At 70.6% G+C, this 21671-nt stretch carries 21 protein-coding genes; 12 read left to right on the top strand and 9 right to left on the bottom strand.

All coding sequences use genetic code 11. The features are described from left to right. Positions 1 to 67 precede the first annotated feature (67 nt). The gene (locus tag ACIRA5_RS10400; protein ID WP_256258009.1) at positions 68 to 199 is read right to left on the bottom strand and encodes a hypothetical protein; all 132 of its coding nucleotides are present in this window, start codon (positions 197 to 199) and stop codon (positions 68 to 70) included. A 242-nt stretch (positions 200 to 441) separates the two neighbouring features. Beyond that, a complete protein-coding gene (locus ACIRA5_RS10405; protein ID WP_403689360.1) occupies positions 442 to 3468 on the bottom strand; it encodes an FAD-binding and (Fe-S)-binding domain-containing protein in 3027 nt (1008 codons plus the stop codon). Positions 3469 to 3765: 297 nt separating this feature from the next. On the opposite strand from ACIRA5_RS10405, the gene ACIRA5_RS10410 reads away from it, so the two are divergent. The 7 genes from ACIRA5_RS10410 to serC all read left to right on the top strand — a co-directional run bounded on the left by ACIRA5_RS10410 (position 3766) and on the right by serC (position 10626). Then, entirely contained in the window at positions 3766 to 5574 is a 1809-nt protein-coding gene (locus ACIRA5_RS10410; protein ID WP_403689362.1) for an ATP-binding protein, read from the top strand. Next, positions 5571 to 5978, top strand: coding sequence for a roadblock/LC7 domain-containing protein (locus ACIRA5_RS10415; protein ID WP_148008979.1), 408 nt, complete (start codon positions 5571 to 5573; stop codon positions 5976 to 5978). The genes ACIRA5_RS10410 and ACIRA5_RS10415 overlap by 4 nt, the downstream gene beginning before the upstream one ends. Beyond that, entirely contained in the window at positions 5975 to 6322 is a 348-nt protein-coding gene (locus tag ACIRA5_RS10420; protein ID WP_067371922.1) for a DUF742 domain-containing protein, read from the top strand. The genes ACIRA5_RS10415 and ACIRA5_RS10420 overlap by 4 nt, the downstream gene beginning before the upstream one ends. Then, positions 6303 to 6947, top strand: coding sequence for a GTP-binding protein (locus ACIRA5_RS10425; protein WP_403689366.1), 645 nt, complete (start codon positions 6303 to 6305; stop codon positions 6945 to 6947). The genes ACIRA5_RS10420 and ACIRA5_RS10425 overlap by 20 nt, the downstream gene beginning before the upstream one ends. Beyond that, positions 6944 to 8167 (top strand): cytochrome P450, encoded by a 1224-nt coding sequence (locus tag ACIRA5_RS10430; protein ID WP_403689369.1) that lies wholly within the window; start codon positions 6944 to 6946, stop codon positions 8165 to 8167. The genes ACIRA5_RS10425 and ACIRA5_RS10430 overlap by 4 nt, the downstream gene beginning before the upstream one ends. Beyond that, entirely contained in the window at positions 8164 to 9384 is a 1221-nt protein-coding gene (locus ACIRA5_RS10435) for a cytochrome P450 (RefSeq protein ID WP_403689371.1), read from the top strand. Before ACIRA5_RS10430 ends, ACIRA5_RS10435 begins: the two co-directional genes overlap by 4 nt. A 123-nt stretch (positions 9385 to 9507) precedes the next feature. Continuing rightward, complete coding sequence (gene serC / locus ACIRA5_RS10440; RefSeq protein WP_403689373.1) at positions 9508 to 10626, top strand: phosphoserine transaminase; 1119 nt, start codon at positions 9508 to 9510, stop codon at positions 10624 to 10626. A 103-nt stretch (positions 10627 to 10729) separates the two neighbouring features. Here the strand turns inward: serC and ACIRA5_RS10445 are convergent, their stop codons facing one another. Next, positions 10730 to 12241 (bottom strand): cellulase family glycosylhydrolase, encoded by a 1512-nt coding sequence (locus ACIRA5_RS10445; RefSeq protein WP_403689375.1) that lies wholly within the window; start codon positions 12239 to 12241, stop codon positions 10730 to 10732. 135 nt (positions 12242 to 12376) lie between these two features. After that, positions 12377 to 13363 (bottom strand): WD40 repeat domain-containing protein, encoded by a 987-nt coding sequence (locus tag ACIRA5_RS10450; protein WP_403689377.1) that lies wholly within the window; start codon positions 13361 to 13363, stop codon positions 12377 to 12379. Between the two features lie 137 nt (positions 13364 to 13500). On the opposite strand from ACIRA5_RS10450, the gene ACIRA5_RS10455 reads away from it, so the two are divergent. Beyond that, entirely contained in the window at positions 13501 to 14175 is a 675-nt protein-coding gene (locus ACIRA5_RS10455) for an SGNH/GDSL hydrolase family protein (RefSeq protein ID WP_403689380.1), read from the top strand. Here the strand turns inward: ACIRA5_RS10455 and ACIRA5_RS10460 are convergent. Beyond that, the gene (locus ACIRA5_RS10460; RefSeq protein ID WP_403689382.1) at positions 14163 to 14612 is read right to left on the bottom strand and encodes a nuclear transport factor 2 family protein; all 450 of its coding nucleotides are present in this window, start codon (positions 14610 to 14612) and stop codon (positions 14163 to 14165) included. The genes ACIRA5_RS10455 and ACIRA5_RS10460 overlap by 13 nt on opposite strands. 169 nt (positions 14613 to 14781) lie before the next feature. Here ACIRA5_RS10460 and ACIRA5_RS10465 point away from each other — a divergent pair, with 169 nt between their 5' ends. Both ACIRA5_RS10465 and ACIRA5_RS10470 read left to right on the top strand, forming a co-directional pair. Next, complete coding sequence (locus tag ACIRA5_RS10465) at positions 14782 to 15369, top strand: Uma2 family endonuclease (protein WP_403689385.1); 588 nt, start codon at positions 14782 to 14784, stop codon at positions 15367 to 15369. A gap of 59 nt (positions 15370 to 15428) precedes the next feature. After that, on the top strand, positions 15429 to 16421 hold the full coding sequence (locus ACIRA5_RS10470; protein WP_403689386.1) for an aldo/keto reductase: 993 nt from the start codon (positions 15429 to 15431) through the stop codon (positions 16419 to 16421). A 160-nt stretch (positions 16422 to 16581) separates the two neighbouring features. On the opposite strand, the gene thpR is transcribed toward ACIRA5_RS10470, so the two are convergent. The 3 genes from thpR to ACIRA5_RS10485 all read right to left on the bottom strand — a co-directional run bounded on the left by thpR (position 16582) and on the right by ACIRA5_RS10485 (position 19245). Continuing rightward, entirely contained in the window at positions 16582 to 17154 is a 573-nt protein-coding gene (thpR, locus tag ACIRA5_RS10475) for an RNA 2',3'-cyclic phosphodiesterase (RefSeq protein ID WP_403689388.1), read from the bottom strand. A 25-nt stretch (positions 17155 to 17179) separates the two neighbouring features. Next, positions 17180 to 18463 carry an MFS transporter gene (locus ACIRA5_RS10480; RefSeq protein ID WP_403689391.1) on the bottom strand — a complete coding sequence of 428 codons (1284 nt, stop codon included), beginning with the start codon at positions 18461 to 18463 and terminating at the stop codon, positions 17180 to 17182. 344 nt (positions 18464 to 18807) lie between these two features. After that, entirely contained in the window at positions 18808 to 19245 is a 438-nt protein-coding gene (locus ACIRA5_RS10485; RefSeq protein ID WP_352044107.1) for a MarR family transcriptional regulator, read from the bottom strand. A 143-nt stretch (positions 19246 to 19388) separates the two neighbouring features. Between ACIRA5_RS10485 and ACIRA5_RS10490 the strand changes: the two genes are divergently transcribed. Next, the gene (locus ACIRA5_RS10490) at positions 19389 to 19574 is read left to right on the top strand and encodes a ribbon-helix-helix protein, CopG family (protein WP_403689393.1); all 186 of its coding nucleotides are present in this window, start codon (positions 19389 to 19391) and stop codon (positions 19572 to 19574) included. 37 nt (positions 19575 to 19611) lie between these two features. On the opposite strand, the gene ACIRA5_RS10495 is transcribed toward ACIRA5_RS10490, so the two are convergent. Continuing rightward, the gene (locus ACIRA5_RS10495) at positions 19612 to 21063 is read right to left on the bottom strand and encodes an NCS2 family permease (protein WP_403689395.1); all 1452 of its coding nucleotides are present in this window, start codon (positions 21061 to 21063) and stop codon (positions 19612 to 19614) included. Positions 21064 to 21383: 320 nt separating this feature from the next. On the opposite strand from ACIRA5_RS10495, the gene ACIRA5_RS10500 reads away from it, so the two are divergent. Further along, positions 21384 to 21662 (top strand): DUF2530 domain-containing protein, encoded by a 279-nt coding sequence (locus ACIRA5_RS10500; RefSeq protein ID WP_403689396.1) that lies wholly within the window; start codon positions 21384 to 21386, stop codon positions 21660 to 21662. Positions 21663 to 21671 lie beyond the last annotated feature (9 nt).

Raw genomic sequence — 21671 nt, forward strand, 5'->3', positions numbered from 1 at the left:
GGCCGCGCCGTGGAATTCAAAAGAGAGAGGCCGACGGCGCACCGTCGACCTCTCTGCTACCGCTCGATCAGCGTTCGTCGTTGGGGAACGGCTTGGGGAGCGGCTTGTGCGCCTTCTTGCGCGGCTTCGGCGCCGGCGGGGGCGGGAGCTGCTTCGACTTGGGCTTGGGGGGCAGGGGGGCAAGCTTCTTGAAGCTCATGCCAACTCCTTGAGGTTTCTGGCTACGCAATAGCGAGCGCAATAGTGCGATGGTGCGAGAATTCTCTATGGATACGGGCGGGAATTCCTGGTCGTCACCTCGGTATTCCCTGCCGCCCGACATGAAGGAACCTACACGCCCCGCGTCCCAAGGCACAGCAAAATGCAGCACATGACGACTGTGAATCCCCTTATGAAACCTGAGAGTTTCCTAAAAACCCTGGGTATTGGATATCCACGCCGTCAGTCCGACCCTTGGTCGGCCTCCGGGTCCACCCCTTGATCCGGCCCTTGGTCCAGCGCCTCGGCCAGCGCCTCCGCCAGATGCCGCCCCTTGCGCCCCGCGAGCTGTTCCAGCTGTGTGCGGCAGGAGAAACCGTCCGCGAGAAGCAGGGTGTCGGGCGTGGCGGCCCGCACGGCCGGGAGCAGCTGTTCCTCCGCGCAGCTCTTCGACACCTCGTCATGGCCCTTCTCGAAGCCGAAGTTGCCCGCGAGTCCGCAGCAGCCGCCCGCGAGGGAGCCGGTGAGGCCTGCCGCCTCGCGCAGCCGGCGGTCGGCGCCGTCGCCGAGGACGGCGTGCTGGTGGCAGTGGGTCTGGCCGGTCACCGGACGGTCGAGGGGCGGGGGTGCCCAGTCCGGGGCGAGACGCTCCAGGGCCTCGGCGAACGTCAGCACCGCCGAGGCGAGGCGCGCCGCGCGCGGGTCGTCGTGCAGGAGCTCAGGGAGGTCCGTGCGCAGGGCGGCGGCGCAGCTCGGTTCGAGGACGACGACGGCGGGTGGCCGCGGGTGGACGTCCGGGTCCAGGAACACGCCCATCAGGTCGAGCGTGCGGCGCATCACCGCGCGGGCGCGGTCGAGTTGGCCCGTGGAGACGTAGGTCAGCCCGCAGCAGACATGGCCCCGCGCGCCCACCGACCAGGGGTGGTGCGAGAGGGCCACGCCCTCCCCGGCCCGCGGCGTCCGCTTGCGCATCACTACCGTCGGCGGGAGCATCACGTCCACTCCAGCCGCCTCCAACACCCGTACGGCCGCCTGCCCCACGGAGGGCGACAGGTGCTCGGTGAAGGTGTCCGGCCAGAGGATCGCCACCTCTCTCGGGGGCCCGTCGAGCTTCACCTCAGGGCCGTACGCCCCCTCCCGCATCATCCGCCGCACCCGCTCCTTGAACCGCCGCTCCCACCACCGGCTGAACGTCTCCGGTGCCAGGCGCGGGATCTCCCGCTCGGGTGCGATCCCGCCGAGCCGTTTGGCGAGCGCCGCGAAGGGGCGTACGGAGGCGAGGGAGTTGAGCAGCGGCGCCGTTCCCGTGCGGTCGACCATGCGCAGCCATACCGGCAGCCGGCCCATCGTGTAGTGCGCGGCGGGGCGCCTCCTGCCTTCGTAGTGGTGGTGCAGGAACTCCGCTTTGTACGTGGCCATGTCGACGCCCACCGGGCAGTCGGACCGGCAGCCCTTGCAGGACAGGCACAGGTCGAGCGCGTCCCGGACCTCGGTCGAGCGCCAGCCGTCGGTGACCACCTCACCCGCGAGCATCTCGTGCAGCAGCCGGGCCCGCCCCCGCGTGGAGTGCTCCTCCTCGCCCGTCGCCCGGAACGACGGGCACATGACGCCCGCGTCGGCGGCCGTCGTACGGCACTTGGCGACCCCCACGCATCTGCGCACCGCCGCCGAGAAGTCCCCGCCGTCCGCCGGATATCCGAACGCCACGTCCACCGGCTCGCGCGGCAGCACCGCGAACCGCAGGTTCTCGTCCAGCCGGTGCGGGCGCACCAGCATCCCGGGGTTGAGCAGGTCGTCCGGGTCCCAGAGGTCCTTGGCACGCTCGAAGAGGCCGACCAGCTCCGTGCCGTACATCCTTGGCAGCAGTTCGGCCCGTGCCTGCCCGTCCCCGTGCTCACCCGAGAGGGAGCCTCCGTGGGACACCACCAGTTCGGCCAGTTCCTCGGAGAAGCGGCGGAAGCGGCCGATGCCCGCACCGGTCAGCAGGTCGAAGTCGATGCGGACGTGGATGCAGCCGTCGCCGAAGTGCCCGTACGGGGTGCCGCGCAGGTCGTGGGCGCTGAGCAGGTGCCGGAAGTCGCGCAGATACGCGCCGAGCCGGGCCGGCGGCACCGCGCAGTCCTCCCAGCCCGGCCATGCCTCGCTCCCGTCCGGCATCCGGGTCGCCGTGCCGCTCGCGTCCTCGCGCAACCGCCACAGGGCGTGCTGTCCGGCCGGGTCGGTGACCACGAGGGCGTCGAGGACGTCGGCGGCCCGGACGATCGCGTCCGCACGCGCGCGTGCTTCTGCCGGGTCCGCGCCGCCCGTCTCCACGAACAGCCATGCGCCGCCGCGCGGCAGCCCCGCGTCCGGTGGTACGAGGTCCGCGGCCATCCCCTCCACGGTGAGCGGCGCGAGCGGCAGCAGCCCGGCCGCCGCCTCGGCCGCCGCGCTCTCGTCCGCGTACGCCAGCACGGCCAGCGCCCGCGCGCGCGGTGCCTCGACCAGGCGTACGACCGCCTCCGTGAGCACCCCGAGCGTGCCCTCGGAGCCGCAGAAGGAGCGGGCGACGTCGGCGCCCTTCTCGGGGAGCAGCGCGTCGAGCGCGTAGCCGGAGATGCGGCGGGGCAGGTCCGGGAAGCCCGTGCGCAGGCGGGCCAGCTCGCCCTCGACCAAGGTCCGCAGGCCGTCCGGGGCGCCCTGCCAGCTCTGTCCCAGCCGTACGACGGAGCCGTTCCCCTTGACCACCGACAGTTCGCGCACGCTGTCCGCCGTCGTGCCCCAGGCCACCGAGTGCGAGCCGCACGAGTTGTTCCCGATCATGCCGCCGAGGGTGCAGCGGCTGTGCGTGGAGGGGTCGGGTCCGAAGCGCAGGCCGTGCGGGGCCGCGGCCTCCTGGAGGCGGTCGAGGACGACACCGGGCTGCACGACGGCCGTGCGCGCCTCGGGGTCGAGCGCGGTGATCCGGTTCATGTGGCGGGTGAGGTCGAGGACGACCCCGGTGCCGGTCGCCTGTCCCGCGATCGACGTGCCGCCGCCGCGTGGCACGACGGGCACCCCGTGGGCCCGGCACACGGACAGGGCGGCCGCCACGTCGTCGGCGTCGCGCGGGCGGACCACGCCGAGCGGGACCCGGCGGTAGTTGGACGCGTCCATGGTGGTCAGCGCCCGCGCGGTCACGTCGAAGGCGACGTCGCCGCGCATCTCCGCCGCGAGGGCGGCCCGCAGCCCGTCCACGTCGGGCGGGTCCGCCGCGCCGCTCGTGCCGTCCTTCGCGCCAAGATCCGTCATGTCTCCAGGATGACCCCGCACACCGACAACGGTCCGTAACCGTGACGCATCGATCACCGGCCGGCCACCGGCCGATCACTGACCGATCCCTGGCCGATCACGGACCGATCACCAGCGCGATCACGGACCGATCACCAGCGGTTTACGAGCTCGCATCCGGAACCTTCCCAATACGATCACGAACTCTCATATAGTGACGGCAAATTGAGCAATCGGTGTCGGCTCTCGCCCAGGAACCTCCCCCCAGGTACCTCGCCCCCAGGAACTTCGCCCAGGACACGACCGAGGACACGATTCATGACCGCGCCCATCCCCTCCGGCGAACGACCCACCCTCCGCGCGAGCGCCCCCGCGCCCCTGCTCACCGCCGTCGCGGCGGCAGTCGCGATCGTCGTCGCCGTCTCCCTGGCACCCGACTCGGCACGCGTCCCGCTCGCCTGGGGCACGGGCGCCGCCGCCGTGCTGCTGTGCGTCGCCGTCGCGGTCGCCGCGCGCGCCCTGCAGAGCGCGAAGCTCGCGCGCCGCCGCCTCGACGCCGTGGCCCAGGACGCCGGACGGCTCCTGCAAGAACGGGCCCGCATGGCGGAGGAGTTCAACCAGGAACGGTCCCGGCTCGCGGAGGAGTCCGCCCGCGACCGCGCGCGCCTGGCCGACGCCGACGCCCGCGAACGCGCCCTGCTCACGCAGGGGTTCGAGGAGGAGCGGCAGCGCCTCACCACCGAGATCGCCGAGGAGCGGCGGCGGTTCGCCGAGCTCACCGAGGAGAACACCCGGCTGTCCGAGCGCATGCGGCGGGCGGGCAGTGACCGGGCCGCCGCGATCTCGGCCACCGCCAACGCGGCCGGGCGGATGCAGGCACTGTCCACCGGCATGCTCGCCGACCTGCGCGCCATGGAGGAGAAGCACTCCGACGAGGAGGTCCTCGCCGACCTCCTCCACCTCGACCACCGCACCGCGCAGGCGGGCCGCCTCGCCGACTCCGTCGCCGTCCTCGCGGGCGCCCGCTCCGGCCGCCGCTGGGCGCGCCCCATCGTCATGGAGTCGATCCTGCGCGGCGCCATGGGCCGCATCGGCGGCTACCAGCGGGTGCGTGTCCACTCCGCGAGCGACGCCGCTGTCGCCGGGCACGCCGCCGAGGGCGTGATGCACGCGCTCGCCGAACTCCTCGACAACGCCGCGAACTTCTCCCCGCCGACCGCCGAGGTTCACGTCTACGTCGAGGAGGTCCCGGCCGGTGTCATCGTCTCCGTCGAGGACAGCGGCCTCGTCATGGGCGACGTCCAGCTGCGCCGCGCCGAACGCGCCGTCTCCGCGGACGCCGAGAACGCCGCCGACCTCGGCGGCCTCACCGGCACCCGGCTCGGCCTCGCGGTGGTCGGCCGGCTCGCGCGCAAGCACGGCCTGAAGGTGTCCTTCCGGCCCTCCGCGCGCGGCGGCACGGGCGTCCTGGTGCTCATCCCCCAGGACATCCTGAGCCTGCCCTCCGCAGCGGCCCCGGCCGCCCCGGCGTCGACGCAACCCCAGGTCAAGCCCGCCGCGGCCACCCCGCCCGCCGAGGACCGCCCGCTCGCCGAGCCGCGTCCCCAGGCGTCGTACGCCGCCGCCCGCACCCCCGAGGACCTCGACCCGGACCCGGTCCCCACCCACGAGTCGCCCCGGCACGCCACCGACACCCCGCCGAACGGCACCCCCACGACCGGCACTGCCGCGACCGGCGGCCTCCCCAAGCGCCGCCGCGGCCGGACCCTCGCGCACGCCGAGCGCAGCCGCACCCACCTCACGAACCAGGCCGACCCCGAGCCCCGTACGACCGACTCCAAGACCACCGCCGCCCGCTTCAGCAGCTTCCGCCAGGCCGTCCGGGGCACCGCGCCGGACCAGGCGGCGGTCCAGGGAACGGTGCCCGAGGACGACGCCGTACGCACCACCGCGTACACCACCGAAGACGCCGTACGGGACGAATTCACGCAGGACGAACCCGTACGGGTCGAATCCGCACAGGACGAATCCGGGAACGCCGCACGCGGCGAAGAAGCCGTACGGGAGCCCGCCCCCGCACATCCCTCGCACACCTCCTCGCATCCGGAAGGCGACACCACTTCATGACCGGCACCACCACCGCCGACGAGAAGCTCTCCTGGCTCATCGAGGGCCTCCTCGAGCGCACCCCGGGCGCCCGGCACGCGCTCGTGCTCTCCCGGGACGGCCTGAAGCTGTGCCGCACGCCGGAGCTCACCGTCGACCGCGCCGACCAGCTCGCCGCGATCGCCGCCGGCATCCAGTCGCTGTCCCACGGGGCGTCCGTGGAGTTCGGCGACGGCAGCGGGGGCGTGCGCTCGGCGATGACCGAGTTCTACGGCGGGGTCCTGTTCATCGTGGAGGCGGGCGACGGCGCCCACCTCGCCGTGGTCACCGCCGAGGACGCGGACGCCGGTCTGGTCGGGCACAACATGAGCGAGCTCGTGGAACAACTCGGCGAACACCTGAGCGCGCAGCCCCGGACGTCATGAGCCGTCCGGGCAGGGACGACGCGCCCGACCGGCTCTACACCCTCACCGGAGGGCGCAGCCGGTCCGCGCCCGACACCCCGTTCGACCTGGTGACACTCGTGGTCGCCGAGTGCGATCCGGCGGTGGGCATGCAGTCGGAGCACGCGGCGATCCTGCGGTTGTGCGAGCGGCCGACGGCGGTCGTGGAGATCGCCGCCGTGCTGAAGCTGCCGGTGTCCATCACCCGCATCCTGCTCTCCGACCTGCTCGCCGCGGGCCGCGTCAGCGCCCGCCACCCCCAGAAGGCCGCTCTTCCCGATCCCGACATCCTGGAGCAGGTGCTCGTTGGACTCCGTAACCTCTGATGCCCGAACGTCCCAGGGGGCCGACACCCGTACGCCCCTGGGGGCACAGGCCGACAACGGTCTGAAGATCGTCATCGTGGGCGGCTTCGGCGTCGGCAAGACCACCCTGGTCCGCTCCGTGAGCGAGATACGTCCCCTCAACACCGAGGAGACGATGACGCAGGCCGGCGCTGCGGTCGACGACATCAGCGAGGTGCGCGGCAAGTCCGCGACCACGGTCGCCTTCGACTTCGGGCGCATCACGCTGGACGCCCGCAATGTGCTGTACCTGTTCGGCGCGCCGGGCCAGGAGCGTTTCTGGTTCCTGTGGGACCGGCTGTTCTCCGGCACGCTCGGGGCCGTCGTCCTCGTCGACACCCGCCGTATCGACGACTCCTGGTACGCGATCGACCGGCTGGAGCACCACGGGACGCCGTTCATCGTGGCCTGCAACGACTTCGGCGGCTCCGCGCACACCCCCGCCCAGATCCGCGAGGCCCTCGACCTCGATCCGCAGGTCCCGCTGCTCGACTGCGACGCGCGTTCGCGGGAGTCCAGCAAACGGGTGCTGATCACGCTGGTGGAGCACCTCAAGACCTTGTACGCCGCCGAAAGCGCCCTCACATCACCGGAGTTGGCCCTGTGACCCCCGCCCCCGTGCCCCTCAGCGGGCCCCGGTTCCAGACCGAACCCGCCGAGCTGTACCGGGAGATGCGACGCGACCACGGTGCCGTGACGCCCGTCGTCCTGGACGGCGACATCCCGGCGTGGCTGGTGCTCGGCTACCGCGAACTGCACCAGGTCACCGGCGACCCCGTGCTGTTCAGCCGCGACTCCGAGCTGTGGAACCAGTGGGACCGCATCCCGGACGACTGGCCACTGCTGCCGATGATCGGCCGCAGACAGCCCTCGATCCTCTACACCGTCGGCGAACGCCACCGCGAGCGCGCCGCGATGATCAGCGACGCCCTCGAAGCCGTCGACCCCTTCGAACTGCGCGCCCAGGCCGAGAGGTTCGCCGACGAACTCATCGACGCGGCGTGCGCCAAGGGCGAGACGGACCTCATCGGGGACTACGCCGCCCTGCTGCCCGTCCGTGTCCTCGCCATGCTCTACGGCTTCGCCGAGGAACAGGGCCCCGGCCTCGTCACCGCCCTCAACGACATGGTCAACGGCCGGGAGAACGCGCTGGCCGGGCAGCAGCACCTGGCCGACTCCATGGCCCGGTTGATCGCCGACCGGAAGGTCGCGCCCGCGAACGACGTCGTGTCCCGCATGCTCGCGAACACGGCCGGCTTCACGGACGAGGAGATCATCCAGGACCTGATGGTCATGATGGCCGCCGGCCACCAGCCGACCGCGGACTGGATCGGCAACTCGCTGCGCCTGATGCTGACCGACGAACGCTTCGCCGCCTCGCTCTTCGGCGGCCGCAACAGCGTCGCCGAGGCCATGAACGAGGTCCTCTGGGAGGACACCCCCACCCAGAACGTGGCCGGGCGCTGGGCCTCCCGCGACGCCCAGCTCGGCGGTCACCGCGTCCGCGCGGGCGATCTCCTCCTCCTCGGCCTCCAGGGCGCCAACTCCGACCCCCAGGTCCGCACCGACGGCTCCGCCCTCACCGGCGGCAACAACGCCCACTTCTCCTTCGGCCACGGGGAGCACCGCTGCCCGTTCCCGGCGCAGGAGGTCGCGGAGGTCATCGCGCGGACGGGGATCGAGGTCGTACTGGACCGCCTGCCGGACATCGACCTGGCGGTCCCGGCCGACTCCCTGACCCGGCGCCCCTCACCGTGGCTGCGGGGCCTGACCGAACTGCCTGTGCGCTTCACCCCGACCCCGGCCCTGGGAGGCACCCCCGCATGACCAGTCGTATCGCCCTGGACCCGTTCGTGTCCGACCTGGACGGCGAGAGCGCCCGGCTCAGGGAGGCGGGCCCGCTCGCCGCCGTCGAACTGCCCGGCGGCGTCCCGGTCTGGGCCGTCACCCACCACGCCGAGGCACGCGCCCTGCTCACCGACCCCCGGCTGGTCAAGGACATCAACGTCTGGGGTGCCTGGCAGCGCGGCGAGATAGCCCCCGACTGGCCGCTGATCGGGCTCGCCAACCCCGGCCGCTCCATGCTCACGGTGGACGGCGCGGACCACCGCCGGATGCGCACGCTGGTCGCGCAGGCGCTCACCCCGCGCCGGGTGGAGCAGATGCGGGAGCGCATCACCAAAATGACGGAGGGTCTGCTGGACGCCCTCGTGCCGAGCCCGGGCGGGATCGTCGACCTGAAGGCCGACTTCGCCTACCCCCTCCCCATGTACGTCGTCGCCGACCTCATGGGCATCGAGGAGTCCCGGCTCCCCCGCCTCAAGGAACTCTTCGAGAAGTTCTTCTCGACGCAGACCCCGCCCGCGGAGGTCATCGCCACGCTGACGGAGCTGGCCGGGATCATGGCGGCGACGGTCGCCGCGAAACGCGCCGAACCTGGCGACGACCTGACCTCCGCCCTGATCCTGGCCTCCGAGGACGGCGACCACCTCACCGACGAGGAGATCGTCTCCACCCTCCAACTGATGGTCGCGGCGGGCCACGAGACGACGATCTCCCTGATCGTCAACGCGGTGGTCAACCTCTCCGCCCACCCCGAGCAGCGCGCCCTCGTCCTCTCCGGCGAGGCGGACTGGTCGGCGGTCGTCGAGGAGACCCTCCGCTACTCGACTCCGACCTCGCACGTCCTGATCCGCTTCGCGACGGAGGACGTACCCGTCGGGGACAAGGTGATCCCCGCGGGCGACGCCCTGATCGTCTCGTACGGTGCGATCGGCCGCGACGAGAACGCCCACGGTCCGAGCGCGGGCGACTTCGACATCACCCGCACCACCCAGAACCGTCACATCTCCTTCGGCCACGGCCCCCACGTCTGCCCCGGCGCCGCCCTCTCCCGACTGGAGGCGGGCGTCGCCCTCCCGGCCCTGTACGCCCGTTTCCCGTCCCTGGACCTGGCGATCCCCTCCTCAGAACTCCGCAACAAGCCGGTAGTGACCCAGAACGACCTCCACGAACTCCCCGTGCGCCTGGCCCCGACCCCCTGACCCGCTCCCTCGCTCCCGCCGTCTCTGAAGGGGTGGCGGGGGCGAGGAAAAGTGGACCGCCACCCCGTCTCACCGGCCGGACGACGTTTCCACCACGTTTCGCATAACGGATACGCTCCCACCGTGGCTGATATCCAGATCCCCGCTGACATCAAGCCCGCCGACGGACGTTTCGGCGCGGGCCCCTCCAAGGTGCGGACGGAGGCGCTGGACGCGCTGGCCGCGACCGGTACCTCCCTGCTCGGCACCTCCCACCGCCAGGCCCCGGTGAAGAACCTGGTCGGCAAGGTCCGCGAGGGTGTGCGCGACCTGTTCTCGCTCCCCGACGGCTACGAGGTCGTCCTCGGCAACGGCGGCTCCACCGCCTTCTGGGACGTCGCGACCCACGGCCTGATCGACAACAAGTCCCAGCACCTCACCTTCGGCGAGTTCAGCTCCAAGTTCGCGAAGGCCGCCAAGCTCGCCCCGTGGCTCGCCGAGCCCACCGTCATCTCCTCCGACCCGGGCACGCACCCCGAGCCGGTGGCCGAGGCGGGCGTGGACGTCTACGCCTACACCCACAACGAGACCTCCACCGGCGTCGCCGCCCCCCTCAAGCGCGTCCATGGCGCCGACGAGGGTTCACTCGTTCTGGTGGATGCCACCTCCGGCGCCGGCGGCCTCCCGGTCGACATCACCGAGACGGACGTCTACTACTTCGCCCCGCAGAAGTCCTTCGCCTCCGACGGCGGCCTGTGGATCGGCGTCTTCTCCCCCGCCGCCATCGAGCGCGCCGAACGCATCCACGCGAGTGGGCGTCACGTGCCGGAGTTCTTCTCGCTCCCCACCGCGATCGACAACTCCCGCAAGAACCAGACGTACAACACCCCGGCCCTCGCCACCCTGTTCCTGCTCAACGAGCAGCTGGAGTGGATCAACGGCCAGGGCGGTCTGGAGTGGTCCACGGGCCGTACGAAGGACTCCTCGACCCGCCTCTACACCTGGGCCGAGGAGAGCAAGTACGCGACCCCGTTCGTCGCCGACCCCGCCAAGCGCTCGCAGGTCATCGGCACGATCGACTTCGCCGACGAGATCGATGCCGCCGCCGTCGCCAAGGTCCTGCGTGCCAACGGCATCGTCGACACCGAGCCCTACCGCAAGCTCGGCCGCAACCAGCTCCGTATCGCGATGTTCCCGGCGATCGCCCCGGCGGACGTCGAGGCGCTGACGAAGTGCGTCGACTACGTGATCGAAAAGCTGTAGTCCTCACTCGTACGGTCTTTTCGTACGGACTTTTCGTACGCGGACAGGGGCACCCGGCGCGGGCAATCGCGCCGGGCGCCCCTTTCTCATGCCGTACGCATCCTCACGTCGCCGCGCACGTCACCGTCGGCACGGCCCCACCCCCCGGCGCTCCCCCGAACCCGAAGCTCACCGAACCGCCCACCGCGACGGCCCCGTTGTGATCGGCGTTCGACGCGGTGACGCTCGCCCCGCTCTGCGTGTAGCTCGCGTTCCACATGGTGGTGACCTGCTGCGCCCCGCCCCAGGTCCAGCTCACCTTCCAGGACTTGAGAGCGGCCGTCCCCGTGTTGGTCACCTTCACGTCGGCGTTGAAGCCACTGCCCCAGTCACTGCTGACGGTGTAGACGGCGGCACAGGCAGCCGTACTGCCGCCGCCACCCCCGCCGCCCCCGCCACTGCCCGGAAACCCGGGTGCCTTCACGCTCGCCAGATACCCGTCCTTCACCGTGTCCACGGTCACCCAGTCGTCCTTCAGGATCCCGCCCGTGTCACCGGAGTTGGGGTTCCACGACCAGAAGGTCCAGGAGATGCTGTCGGCGCCGTAGGTGGCCGTCGGCCGCATGTAGGAGACGAGCGCGGCCAGCCACTTCTGGTCCACGGTCGACTGGAGGGTGGTCCCGAACTCGCCCACCCACACGGGGGCGATGTTCTGCTTGAACAGATAACCCCAGTACTTGTCCCACACGCCCGGCATGTTGTCGGGGAAGGACGGGTCACTGAACCAGCTCTGCTGGGCGACGCTCGTCGCGTAGTCGTGCGCGGAGTACACGACCCGGCCGGCGACGCTCAGCTGCACCGGATACTGGCCGGCGCCCATCAGATTGCCGCCCCACCACCCGGAGACACCCGCGTACGTCTGCACGCCCTCCACGAAGATCAGCAGGTCCGGGTTGACGGACAGCACGGCGTTCCCGGCCCGCTGCGCCGCCAGCCGCCAGTCCGTCGCCGTGTCCCCGCAGCCCCAACAGGCCGGATCGTGGGGCTCGTTGTGCAGGTCGATGCCGATGACGGTGTCCTGGCCCGCGTACCGCGCCGCCAGGGCCTTCAGATCGGCGATCCACGTCGACTCGGGAACCGCCGAGGTGTACCAGAGCGCCGACTGCCCGCCCGCGTCCGGCCGGTGCCGGTCGAGGATGACCTTCAGGCCGTCCTGGCCGGCGTAGGCCACGATCTTGTCCATGACCTGGAGCGAGTTCAGCCCTTGCAGGTCGGCGTTCTTGCCGCTGGAGAAGTCGATGCTGTCGGGGACGGCGCCGCCGCCCTTGAACAGGTCGTCGCTGTAGGGAAGCCGGACGGTGTTGTACCCCAGCGACCTCATCTGGTCGATCATGCTCTTGTAGTCGCGCGACCAGAGGCCGTGCACGACGTGGTTCCCGGTCTCGAAGCCGAACCAGTTGACTCCGGCGATCCGTACGGGCTGACCTGCCGCGTCGAGGATCTGACGGCCGCTGGTGTGCCAGTACCCGGCGCCCGGCGCCGCCGCGGTGGCGGCGTGCGCCCCCTGTACGGCCGCGAGCGGCAGCAGAAGCCCGGCGGCCACGGCACACAGCGCTCTTCGCAAACTGCGGAACATGTGCGGGTTCCTCTCGGGGAGGCGCGGCCCCGGAACGGATGGGAGCGCTCCCATGTGCCGCGTACTCCCCATGGAACGGATGGTTCATGAGCACGTCAAGGATCTGAGCCGAATCCAGCGGCATCCATGGGGCGACTACGACTTGCGCAGCAACCTCTTCAGCCCGAACCCCACCGCCAGAACCGCGGCGAGGGCGAGCGCCCCCTTGGCACCGGAGCTCATGCCGCCACCGCTCCCGCCGGCCGACGCCGAACCCCCGCCCTTCGAAGGCGACTTGGAGTCGGACCCGCCCCCGGGAACCGAGCCGGGCTGGACCGGACTGTCCTTGCCCTCGCTGCCGTACATGAGCTCGGACCCGTCGGGGGTGTACGTGACCGACTCCCCCTGCCGCTGGAGCGGCACGTTCAACCGCCCCTGGCGCTTGAGCTTCCCGTCGTTCCAGGCGTACGCGATCCCGCCGAAGTACCCCCGCACGACGAGCTGTTCGCCGTCGGGCGAGAAGGCGCCGTCGGTGACCCAGAGGTCGATGGTGGCGACGGGCCGGAAGATGTTGGTGCCCGACGTGGAGAGCCGGGCCGGACCCTCGTACAGGTGGCCGCCGTCCTCGTTCTTGTCGGCGATGTAGACCCGTCCGGTCTTCGGATGGACCATCAGTGCCTCGGCGTTGCGGGGCCCGTCCGCGTACTTCACGACGTACTGCGTGGCCCGGATCGTCTGGTCCTTGAGCACCTTCGGCTCGGGCAGCTTGTAGATCCACACGTAGGACCACTTGCCGCCGAGGTTGTCGCCGATGTCGCCGACGTAGAGGTCACCGTCGGGCCCGAGGGAGATGGCCTCGACGTCGCGCGGCGCGCCCACGCCGCGCAGGGTGATGGTGGCGACGGTCTCGCCGGTCCTGCTGTCGACGGCGTAGAGGTAGGGACCGTCGTCGCTGTCGTTGTGGGTCCAGTAGATGCCTGGGTGGAGATGCGAGGCGGCGAGCCCGCTCGACTCGGTGATCCGGGGATCCTTGATCGTGAACCCCCCGTCCCCGTCGGCGGCGAGGGCCGGTGCCGGCAGCGCGAGGGCGAGAACGGCTGCCGCGGAGGCGGCTCCGGCGAGGAACGAGGGCGATCGGCGCATGGCCCAAGCCTGCCATCCCGGAGCCGCCGGGACCCGGTGAGCCCGCGGGGAGCCGCCGCCCCGGGCGTGTCCATCCTCACACCTCGCACCCCACACGGCCCTTACTGATCGCCCGCCCGATCATCCATGATGAGCGGATGCTCAGGTTCATGCCCGTCGGCGACTCCATGACGATCGGAAGCGCGGGCGAACACACATGGCGTTACCGAATGTGGCAGCACCTGCGCGCGACGTACGGGGGCCCGTTCCGTGTCGTCGGCCCGCGCGAGACGCTGTACGACAAGGCGACGGAGTCCCCCGACTCTCACGAGTACGCGGACCCGGACTTCCCGCGCGCCCACCTCGCGGGCTGGGGCGAGGGCTGGCAGCACATGGTGCCCCTGATCGGTGAGGCGGTCCGCACCCAGCGCGCGGACGTGCTCCTGGTCTCCCTCGGCCTGATCGACCTGGGCTTCTACACGAACGCCGTACAGACGGCCGCGAACGTCCGCGCCTTCGTCGCCGAGGCCCGTGCGGCGAACCCGCGCATCCACCTGGTCCTCCTCCCGGTGATACCGAACGTCCGCGCGGAGTCCGACGCGCCCTTCGCCGCCGAGGTCGCCGCCTTCAACGAACTCCTGGCGAAGGCGGCGGCCGACCTGGACGAATCCCGCTCCCCCGTCCTCCTCGCCTCCCCGCCCCCCGGCTACGACATCCACCACGACACGTACGACGGCACGCATCCCAACGCGGCCGGCGAGCACAAGATCGCGGAGGCCTTCGCGGAGGCGATGTACCAGGCCTGGGACCTGGGCGAGCCCTACTCGGCCTGACCGCCGACGTCGGCCGGCGGGTTTCCCCGGGTCCAGATCGCCTCGACGGCCGTGTCGCAAAAGCGCCAGCCGTCGGGGGTGCGCCGGAGTTCGGCCCGGAAGTGACCACCCACGGTGAAGAGGGTGCCGTCGTGGTGAACGTGCGTCATCAACGCGTTCCAGGAGGCGACGGCCGCCGCCCCGCCCTGCGCCACCTCACTCATCACGTCGGTGGCGATGTGCTGAGTACGGGCGAAACTCCCGAGCGCCTCGACCGTGTGCCGCAGCACGGCGTCCCGCCCCTCGGCCGCCCCGACGGGAGTCCGCTCGCGCACGTCTTCCGTGAAGTACTCCCGCGCCCACGCCTCGTCGAACTCCCTCACATCCAGGGAGCGGAAGAACCGGCTGACGAGCAGGCTGATGGCGGCGTGAGCGGAACGAACGGGCTCAGTGGTCATGGCCCCAGCCTGCTACCTGAACCATGATGGAGGTCAAGGGCACCGGCAACGCCGCGGACAGGCCGCCCCGGCGTCCCGGTACGACCACGGCTCGTGACCAGGTCACCGTGCGTATCGTTGTACCGCGCGGCCGCACTCGTCCGTCGGGCGGCCGGGGAGGAGCGCCACGATGACCGTCCTTGAAGACAGGATCGAGATGGCCGACGCCAACACCAAGCGCTTGGACGAATGGTTCCAGCGGCTTGAGCGTATGCCCGTCCCCGAAGGATTCAGGGTCGAGATCGTCGGGGGCACCGTTCATATGACGCCGCAGCGTGACACCCATTGGGAGATCATCCGCAGGATCGTGCGGTCCGTCGAAGACAGGTTCGGGATGGACGTCAAGGTCTTCTCGGACGTCCGGATCGACTTCCCGGGCCACGAGAACGGCTTCTGCCCGGATGTGGCCAAGCTCAGCGACTCCGCCGAGAAGGACGACGAGGGCCGCTGGCGTTACGAGAACGTCGAGTTCGTCGCCGAGGTCATCTCGCAGAGTACGGCTTCCAACGACTACGGCCCCAAGAAGACCGCGTACGCGCTCGCCGAAGTCCCCGTCTACCTCATCGCCGACCCCTACCAGGGCAGATGCCATCTCTTCACCCAGCCCAAGGACGGCGAGTACGTCAGTGAGCTGTCCGTCGCCTTCGGGGTGGACATCGACCTCACCACGACCCCCGTAGGCCTCACCCTCCAAACCGAGGACTTCCCCCGCGACTGACCCGCCACGCGGGCACCTCCCTTGCCTAGAGCGCACTCCACGTCGTTGGCTAGGGAGTCATGAAGTACACGCAGCTCGGACGCACGGGACTCAAGGTCAGCCGACTCGTCCTCGGCACCATGAACTTCGGTCCGCAGACCGACGAAGCCGACAGCCACGCCATCATGGACGCGGCGCTGGACGCAGGGATCAACTACTTCGACACCGCGAACGTGTACGGCTGGGGCGAGAACAAGGGCCGTACGGAAGAGATCATCGGGAACTGGTTCGCGAAGGGCGGTGAGCGGCGCGACAAGGTCGTGCTCGCCACCAAGGTGTACGGGAACATGGCCGCCGACGGCGACGCCTGGCCCAACCACGACAAGCTGTCGGCCCTCAACATCCGGCGGGCCGTGGACGCCTCCCTCAAGCGGCTGCAGACCGACTACATCGACGTCTACCAGTTCCACCACATCGACCGCCGCACTCCCTTCGAGGAGATCTGGCAGGCCGTCGACGTACTGGTGCAGCAGGGCAAGATCCTCTACGTGGGGTCCAGCAACTTCCCCGGCTACAAGATCGCCCAGGCCAACGAGATCGCCGCCCGGCGCCACGGCACCATCGGCCTCGTCAGCGAACAGTGCCTCTACAACCTCGCCGAGCGGCGCGCGGAGATGGAGGTCATCCCGGCCGCGCAGGAGTACGGCCTCGGGGTCATCCCCTGGTCGCCGCTGCACGGCGGACTGCTCGGCGGGGTCATCAAGAAGGAGGTCGAGGGCGGGCGCAGGGCGAGCGGCCGGGCCGCCGACTCCCTCGCCAACACCGCCATCCGCGCACAGATCCAGTCGTACGAGGATCTGCTCGACAAGCACGGGATCGAGCCCGGCGAGGCCGCCCTGGCCTGGCTGCTGACCCGTCCCGGCGTCACCGGCCCCATCGTCGGCCCCCGCACCGCCGCACAGCTCGACTCGGCCCTGCGCGCGGTCGAGCTGGAGCTGTCGGACGAGCTGCTGGCGGGCCTGGACGAGGTCTTCCCGGGGCCGGGACCGTCCCCGGAGGCCTTCGCCTGGTAGACCGCCCCCTCCTGGGGGTCACGGCGGTGGCGGTCGGCTCTACTTGACCGCCGCCGCCAGCGCCACCACGACGAACATCAGCACGAGTACACCGGCCATGATTTGGTTTCGGGTCTTCGGGTTCACGCCATCGAGGTTAACCGGCCGCCCCCGAGGACCTTCAGCCGCCTGCCCCGTCCAGCGGCCACCGCCCCACCGTCTCGTACCGCGGCTGTTCCCCCGGCGCCCCCGACCTGGGCAGATTGCTGCGTACGAGACACAGCTCATCCACCGTCCACTCGCGCCCGGCGAAGGCGTTCAGGGCGGTGACGTACGGGGAGAAGTCCGCGGTGTCCCGGCTGCGGGCCACCGTCAGGTGCGGGCGGTAGCGACGGTGCTCGCTCATCTCGACGCCCGCCTTCCGCGCTGCCGCCTCCGCCCGGTCGGCCAGCAGCCGCAGCGTACGGGCCTCTCCCGACACCCCGGTCCACAGCGCCCGGCCGCCGAAGTGGCCGCCGCCGTGGAGGGAGAGGGGGAAGGAGGGTGTGCGGTGGGCCGCGCGTGCCAGGCGGTCCGACAGGTCCAAGACCAGCTCCTGCGCCACCTCCCCGTAGAACGCAAGCGTGAAGTGCCAGCCGGGGCGGCCCGTCCAGCGCAGTCCGTCCGCGCCGGGCAGGCGGTGCAACTCGTCCACCACCCTGCCGAGTTCACGTACCACCGCCTCCGGTGGCAGCACGGCCGCAAAGAGTCTCATGCGCGTCACCCTTCCAGGGAAGTCGTCACACCGCCGTGGCCAGCCGCTCCTTCTGCTCCCCGGCGTCCTTCGGTACGAAGCCGACCTGCGGGTGGCCGTGATGCCAGCCCACCGACAGGCGCAGGCCGCCGACACGGGCCAGGACCAGGCCGACGGTGGTCGCGGCGACGGCCGAGACCAGGCCGCCGAGGGCGAAGCCGACCCGGGCGCCGTAGGCGTCGGTGACCCAGCCGACCAGGGGCGCCCCCAGGGGCGTACCACCCATGAAGACCATCATGAACAGTGCCATCACCCGGCCGCGCATGGCCGGGTCGGTGCCCATCTGGACCGCGGTGTTCGCCGTGACGTTGACGGTGAGACCGAAGATCCCGATGGGGACCATGAGGAGGGCGAAGAGCCAGAAGGACGGGGCCAGGGCCGCCACCACTTCCAGGATGCCGAAGGCCACGGCCGCCGCGATCAGGATGCGCAGTCTCGCCGTGCCGCGGCGGGCGGCGAGCAGCGCACCGGCCACCGAGCCGACCGCCATCAGCGTGTTGAAGAGGCTGTACCCGCCGGCGCCCGCGTGGAAGATGTCGTCCGCGTACGCCGAGAGCCAGACCGGGAAGTTGAAGCCGAACGTGCCGATGAAGCCGACGAGGACGATCGGCCAGATCAGCTCGGGGTGGCCGGCGACATAGCGCAGGCCCTCGCGGAGCTGGCCCTTGCCGCGCGGCGCCCGCTCGACCGGGTGCAGGTCGCGGGCGCGCATCAGGAGCAGGCCGACGATGGGGGCCACGAAGGACAGGCCGTTGAAGAGGAACGCCCAGCCCGTGCCCACGCCGGTGATCAGGACGCCCGCGACGGCGGGGCCGACCAGGCGGGCGGACTGGAAGTTGGCGGAGTTGAGGCTGACCGCGTTCTGCAGCTGGCCCGGGCCGACCATCTCGGAGACGAAGGACTGGCGGGCGGGGTTGTCGACGACCGTGGCGAGGCCGACGGCGAAGGCCGCCAGGTAGACGTGCCAGACCTGGACGTGGCCGGAGAGGGTCAGGAAGGCGAGCGCGAGGCCGGTGACGCCCATGGCGGTCTGGGTGGCCAGCAGGGTGGGGCGCTTGGGGAGGCGGTCGACGAGGACGCCGCCGTACAGCCCGAAGAGCAGCATCGGCAGGAACTGCAGCGCGGTGGTGATGCCGACCGCGGCGGAGGAGCCGGTGAGGCTCAGGACCAGCCAGTCCTGCGCGATGCGCTGCATCCAGGTGCCAGTGTTGGAGACGACCTGGCCGAGGAAGAACAGCCGGTAGTTCCTGATCCTCAGCGAGCTGAACATCGAGGAGCGGGGGGAACGGGAGGAACGCTCGGGGGCGGGCGGGGAGTCGGGGGTGGCTGGTCCGGGGGCGGAAGGTATTCCGGATCCCGTACTCAAAGGGATTCGCCTCCTGGCGTGGGACGTCATTTCACGCGGGCGCGGCCGCGTCTGTCACGGTGAGGTTCGGGCACGGCGGAGCGTGCGGGACAGTGCGCACGGCCGTCACGGCGTGCCCCTCGCGGTGCACGGGACACCGTGGCCGGCGCACATCCGGCGCTCCGCCGTGCGCGGCTGCGACCGCCGCGCGGCGCCCGCGCCGAAGCCGCGCCCGTCGCGTGCGGGCCCGGGCCGGGTGTGCGCCCCTGTCACAGTTGCGCGAGCTTTTCGAGGACGGGCGCGGCCTCGCGGACCTTCGCCCACTCGTCCTCGTCGAGGGCCTCGACCAGTCCGGCAAGGAACGCGTTGCGCTTGCGGCGGCTCTCCTCGAGCATCGTCTCGGCCTTGTCGGTCTGGGTGACGACCTTCTGGCGCCGGTCCTCGGGGTGCGGCTCCAGCCTGACCAGGCCCTTGGCTTCCAGCAACGCGACGATGCGGGTCATCGACGGTGGCTGCACATGCTCCTTACGGGCGAGCTCGCCGGGTGTGGCGGTGCCACAGCGGGCGAGGGTGCCGAGCACCGACATCTCGGTCGGGCTCAGCGACTCGTCGACCCGCTGGTGCTTGAGTCGACGCGACAGCCGCATTACTGCGGAGCGCAGGGCGTTCACGGCGGCAGCGTCGTCGCCATGGGTGAGGTCAGCCATGTCTTTAGGGTAACTCATTACTCTCTCTAAAGAGCCACAGGATGCCCGTGACACGGGCCACTGAACCTTTACGTCACCCATATGAGTGAGTCGCCTCCAGAAAGTGACCCCTCGTCCCTCCTGGTCCCGCGACCCTCGTCTGCATGGGGACCAGCGTGCTCAGCCTGCGGATAGACGGGGAGCTGCTCGACCGGCTCCGACACCATGCCGCCAAACGCGGAATGAGCGTCCAGGACTATGTCGTCCGGACGCTCATTCGCGATGACTTCGACGAGCGGTTCCAGACCGCGGTCGAGGAGACGGAGAAGTTCTACGGCGGGGTCACGTGAGACCCCGTGGGGCCGCTCGCGTGCCCCCTGGGGCCGCTTACGTCAGGCCCAGGGCCGGCATCAGGTAGTAGAAGGCGAACACCGCCGAGACGACGTACATCGCGACCGGGATCTCCCGGGCACGGCCGGCGGCCAGGCGCAGCACCACGAAGGTGATGAAGCCCATGCCGATGCCGTTCGTGATCGAGTAGGTGAACGGCATCATCATCATGGTCACGAAGGCCGGGATGGCGATCGTGTAGTCCGCCCAGTCGATCTCCTTGATCGAGTGGGACATGATCAGGAAGCCGACCGCGAGGAGCGCGGGGGTGGCGGCCTGGGACGGAACCATCGTGGCGATGGGGGTCAGGAAGAGGGCCACGGCGAAGAGCGCGCCGGTGACGACGTTCGCGAAGCCGGTGCGCGCGCCCTCGCCGACGCCCGCCGTGGACTCCACGAAGCAGGTGGTGGCCGAGGAGGAGGTGGCGCCGCCCGCGGCGACGGCGATGCCGTCGACGAAGAGGACCTTGTTGATGCCGGGCATGTTGCCCTGCGCGTCGGTCAGCTGGGCCTCGTCGCTGATGCCCATGATCGTGCCCATGGCGTCGAAGAAGGTCGACAGCAGCACGGTGAAGACGAAGAGGATGCCGGTCAGCACGCCGACCTTGTCGAAGCCGCCGAAGAGGCTGACCTTGCCGACGAGACCGAAGTCCGGGGTGGCGACCGGGTTGCCCGGCCACTTCGGGGTGGTCAGGCCCCAGGACGGGACCTTCGCGACGGCGTTGATGATCACCGCGAGGACCGTCATGCTGACGATCGAGATGAGGATCGCGCCCGGCACCTTGCGCACCATCAGCGCGAGCGTGAGCAGCGTGCCGAGGATGAAGACCAGGACGGGCCAGCCGTTGAGGTGACCGTCGGCGCCGAGCTGGAGCGGAACGGTGGTCTGGGCGACGTCCGGGATGCGGGTGACGAAGCCGGAGTCGACCAGGCCGATCAGCATGATGAACAGGCCGATACCGATCGCGATGCCCTTGCGCAGGCCCAGCGGCACGGCGCTCATGACGCGCTCGCGCAGACCGGTCGCGACAAGCAGCATCACGATGAAGCCCGCGAGGACGACCATGCCCATGGCGTCCGGCCAGGACATCCGCGGGGCGAGCTGGAGGGCGACGACCGTGTTCACGCCGAGGCCCGCCGCCAGCGCGATCGGCACGTTGCCGATGACACCCATGAGCAGCGTGGTGAAGGCCGCGGTCAGGGCGGTCGCGGTGACCAGCTGGCCGTTGTCCAGGTGGTGCCCGTACATGTCCTTCGCGCTGCCCAGGATGATCGGGTTCAGCACGATGATGTAGGCCATCGCGAAGAAGGTGGCGAAACCGCCGCGGATCTCGCGGGGCAGGGAGCTGCCGCGCTCGGAGATCTTGAAGTAGCGGTCCAGCGCACCCTGCGCGGGGCCGGACCCCGGCTGGTCCGGGGCGGGGGCCTTGGTGGTGGCCGAGGTGGACATGGGTGACCTCATACGTGCGGGGCCTTGCGGGCCAGGACTGGCGCCGGGCGATGGGGGTACCCCCTGCTCGAGCGAAGCAGAGAGCTTGGGGGAAGGCGCCGGGCTGGGGGAAACATGATCGAGTCTGGCCGCCGCGCGATCACCAACAGGTTTCTCAGATGTTTCCGTTGGAGTTTCGTACGAACAGAAAGAGCCAGACTCGGACCGTTTCAGTATGAACATATGAGTCCGAAATCGCTATCTCCGCGCGTAGACCCTTGGTATACAAGGCCCGCCCGGGTCCGGCGGAGCCGGGGCGAACGGCCTCGTAAGCTGTGTCCATGGCGAAGTGGACCCCCAAGCACGAGGCGCCGGAGCCCCTGGAGGGCCCCGTCGTCGCCACCATCACGGGCGGCACGATCCTCTGGTTCGTCCTCTTCGTGGTGCAGCTGCCGTTCTACGGCTGGTTCGACGATCACGGGCACCTGTGGTGGCTGTGGACCTGCCTGGCCGGCGCGGGCCTCGGCCTGATCGGTATCTGGTACGTGCGCGGGCGCGACGCCGCCCTCAAGAGAGCCGCCACCGAAGCGGAGCAACAGCCCTCCGCCACTACCGAGTAACCGGGCGCT

This window comes from Streptomyces sp. NPDC096311, from assembly GCF_044763085.1.
Lineage (GTDB): Bacteria > Actinomycetota > Actinomycetes > Streptomycetales > Streptomycetaceae > Streptomyces.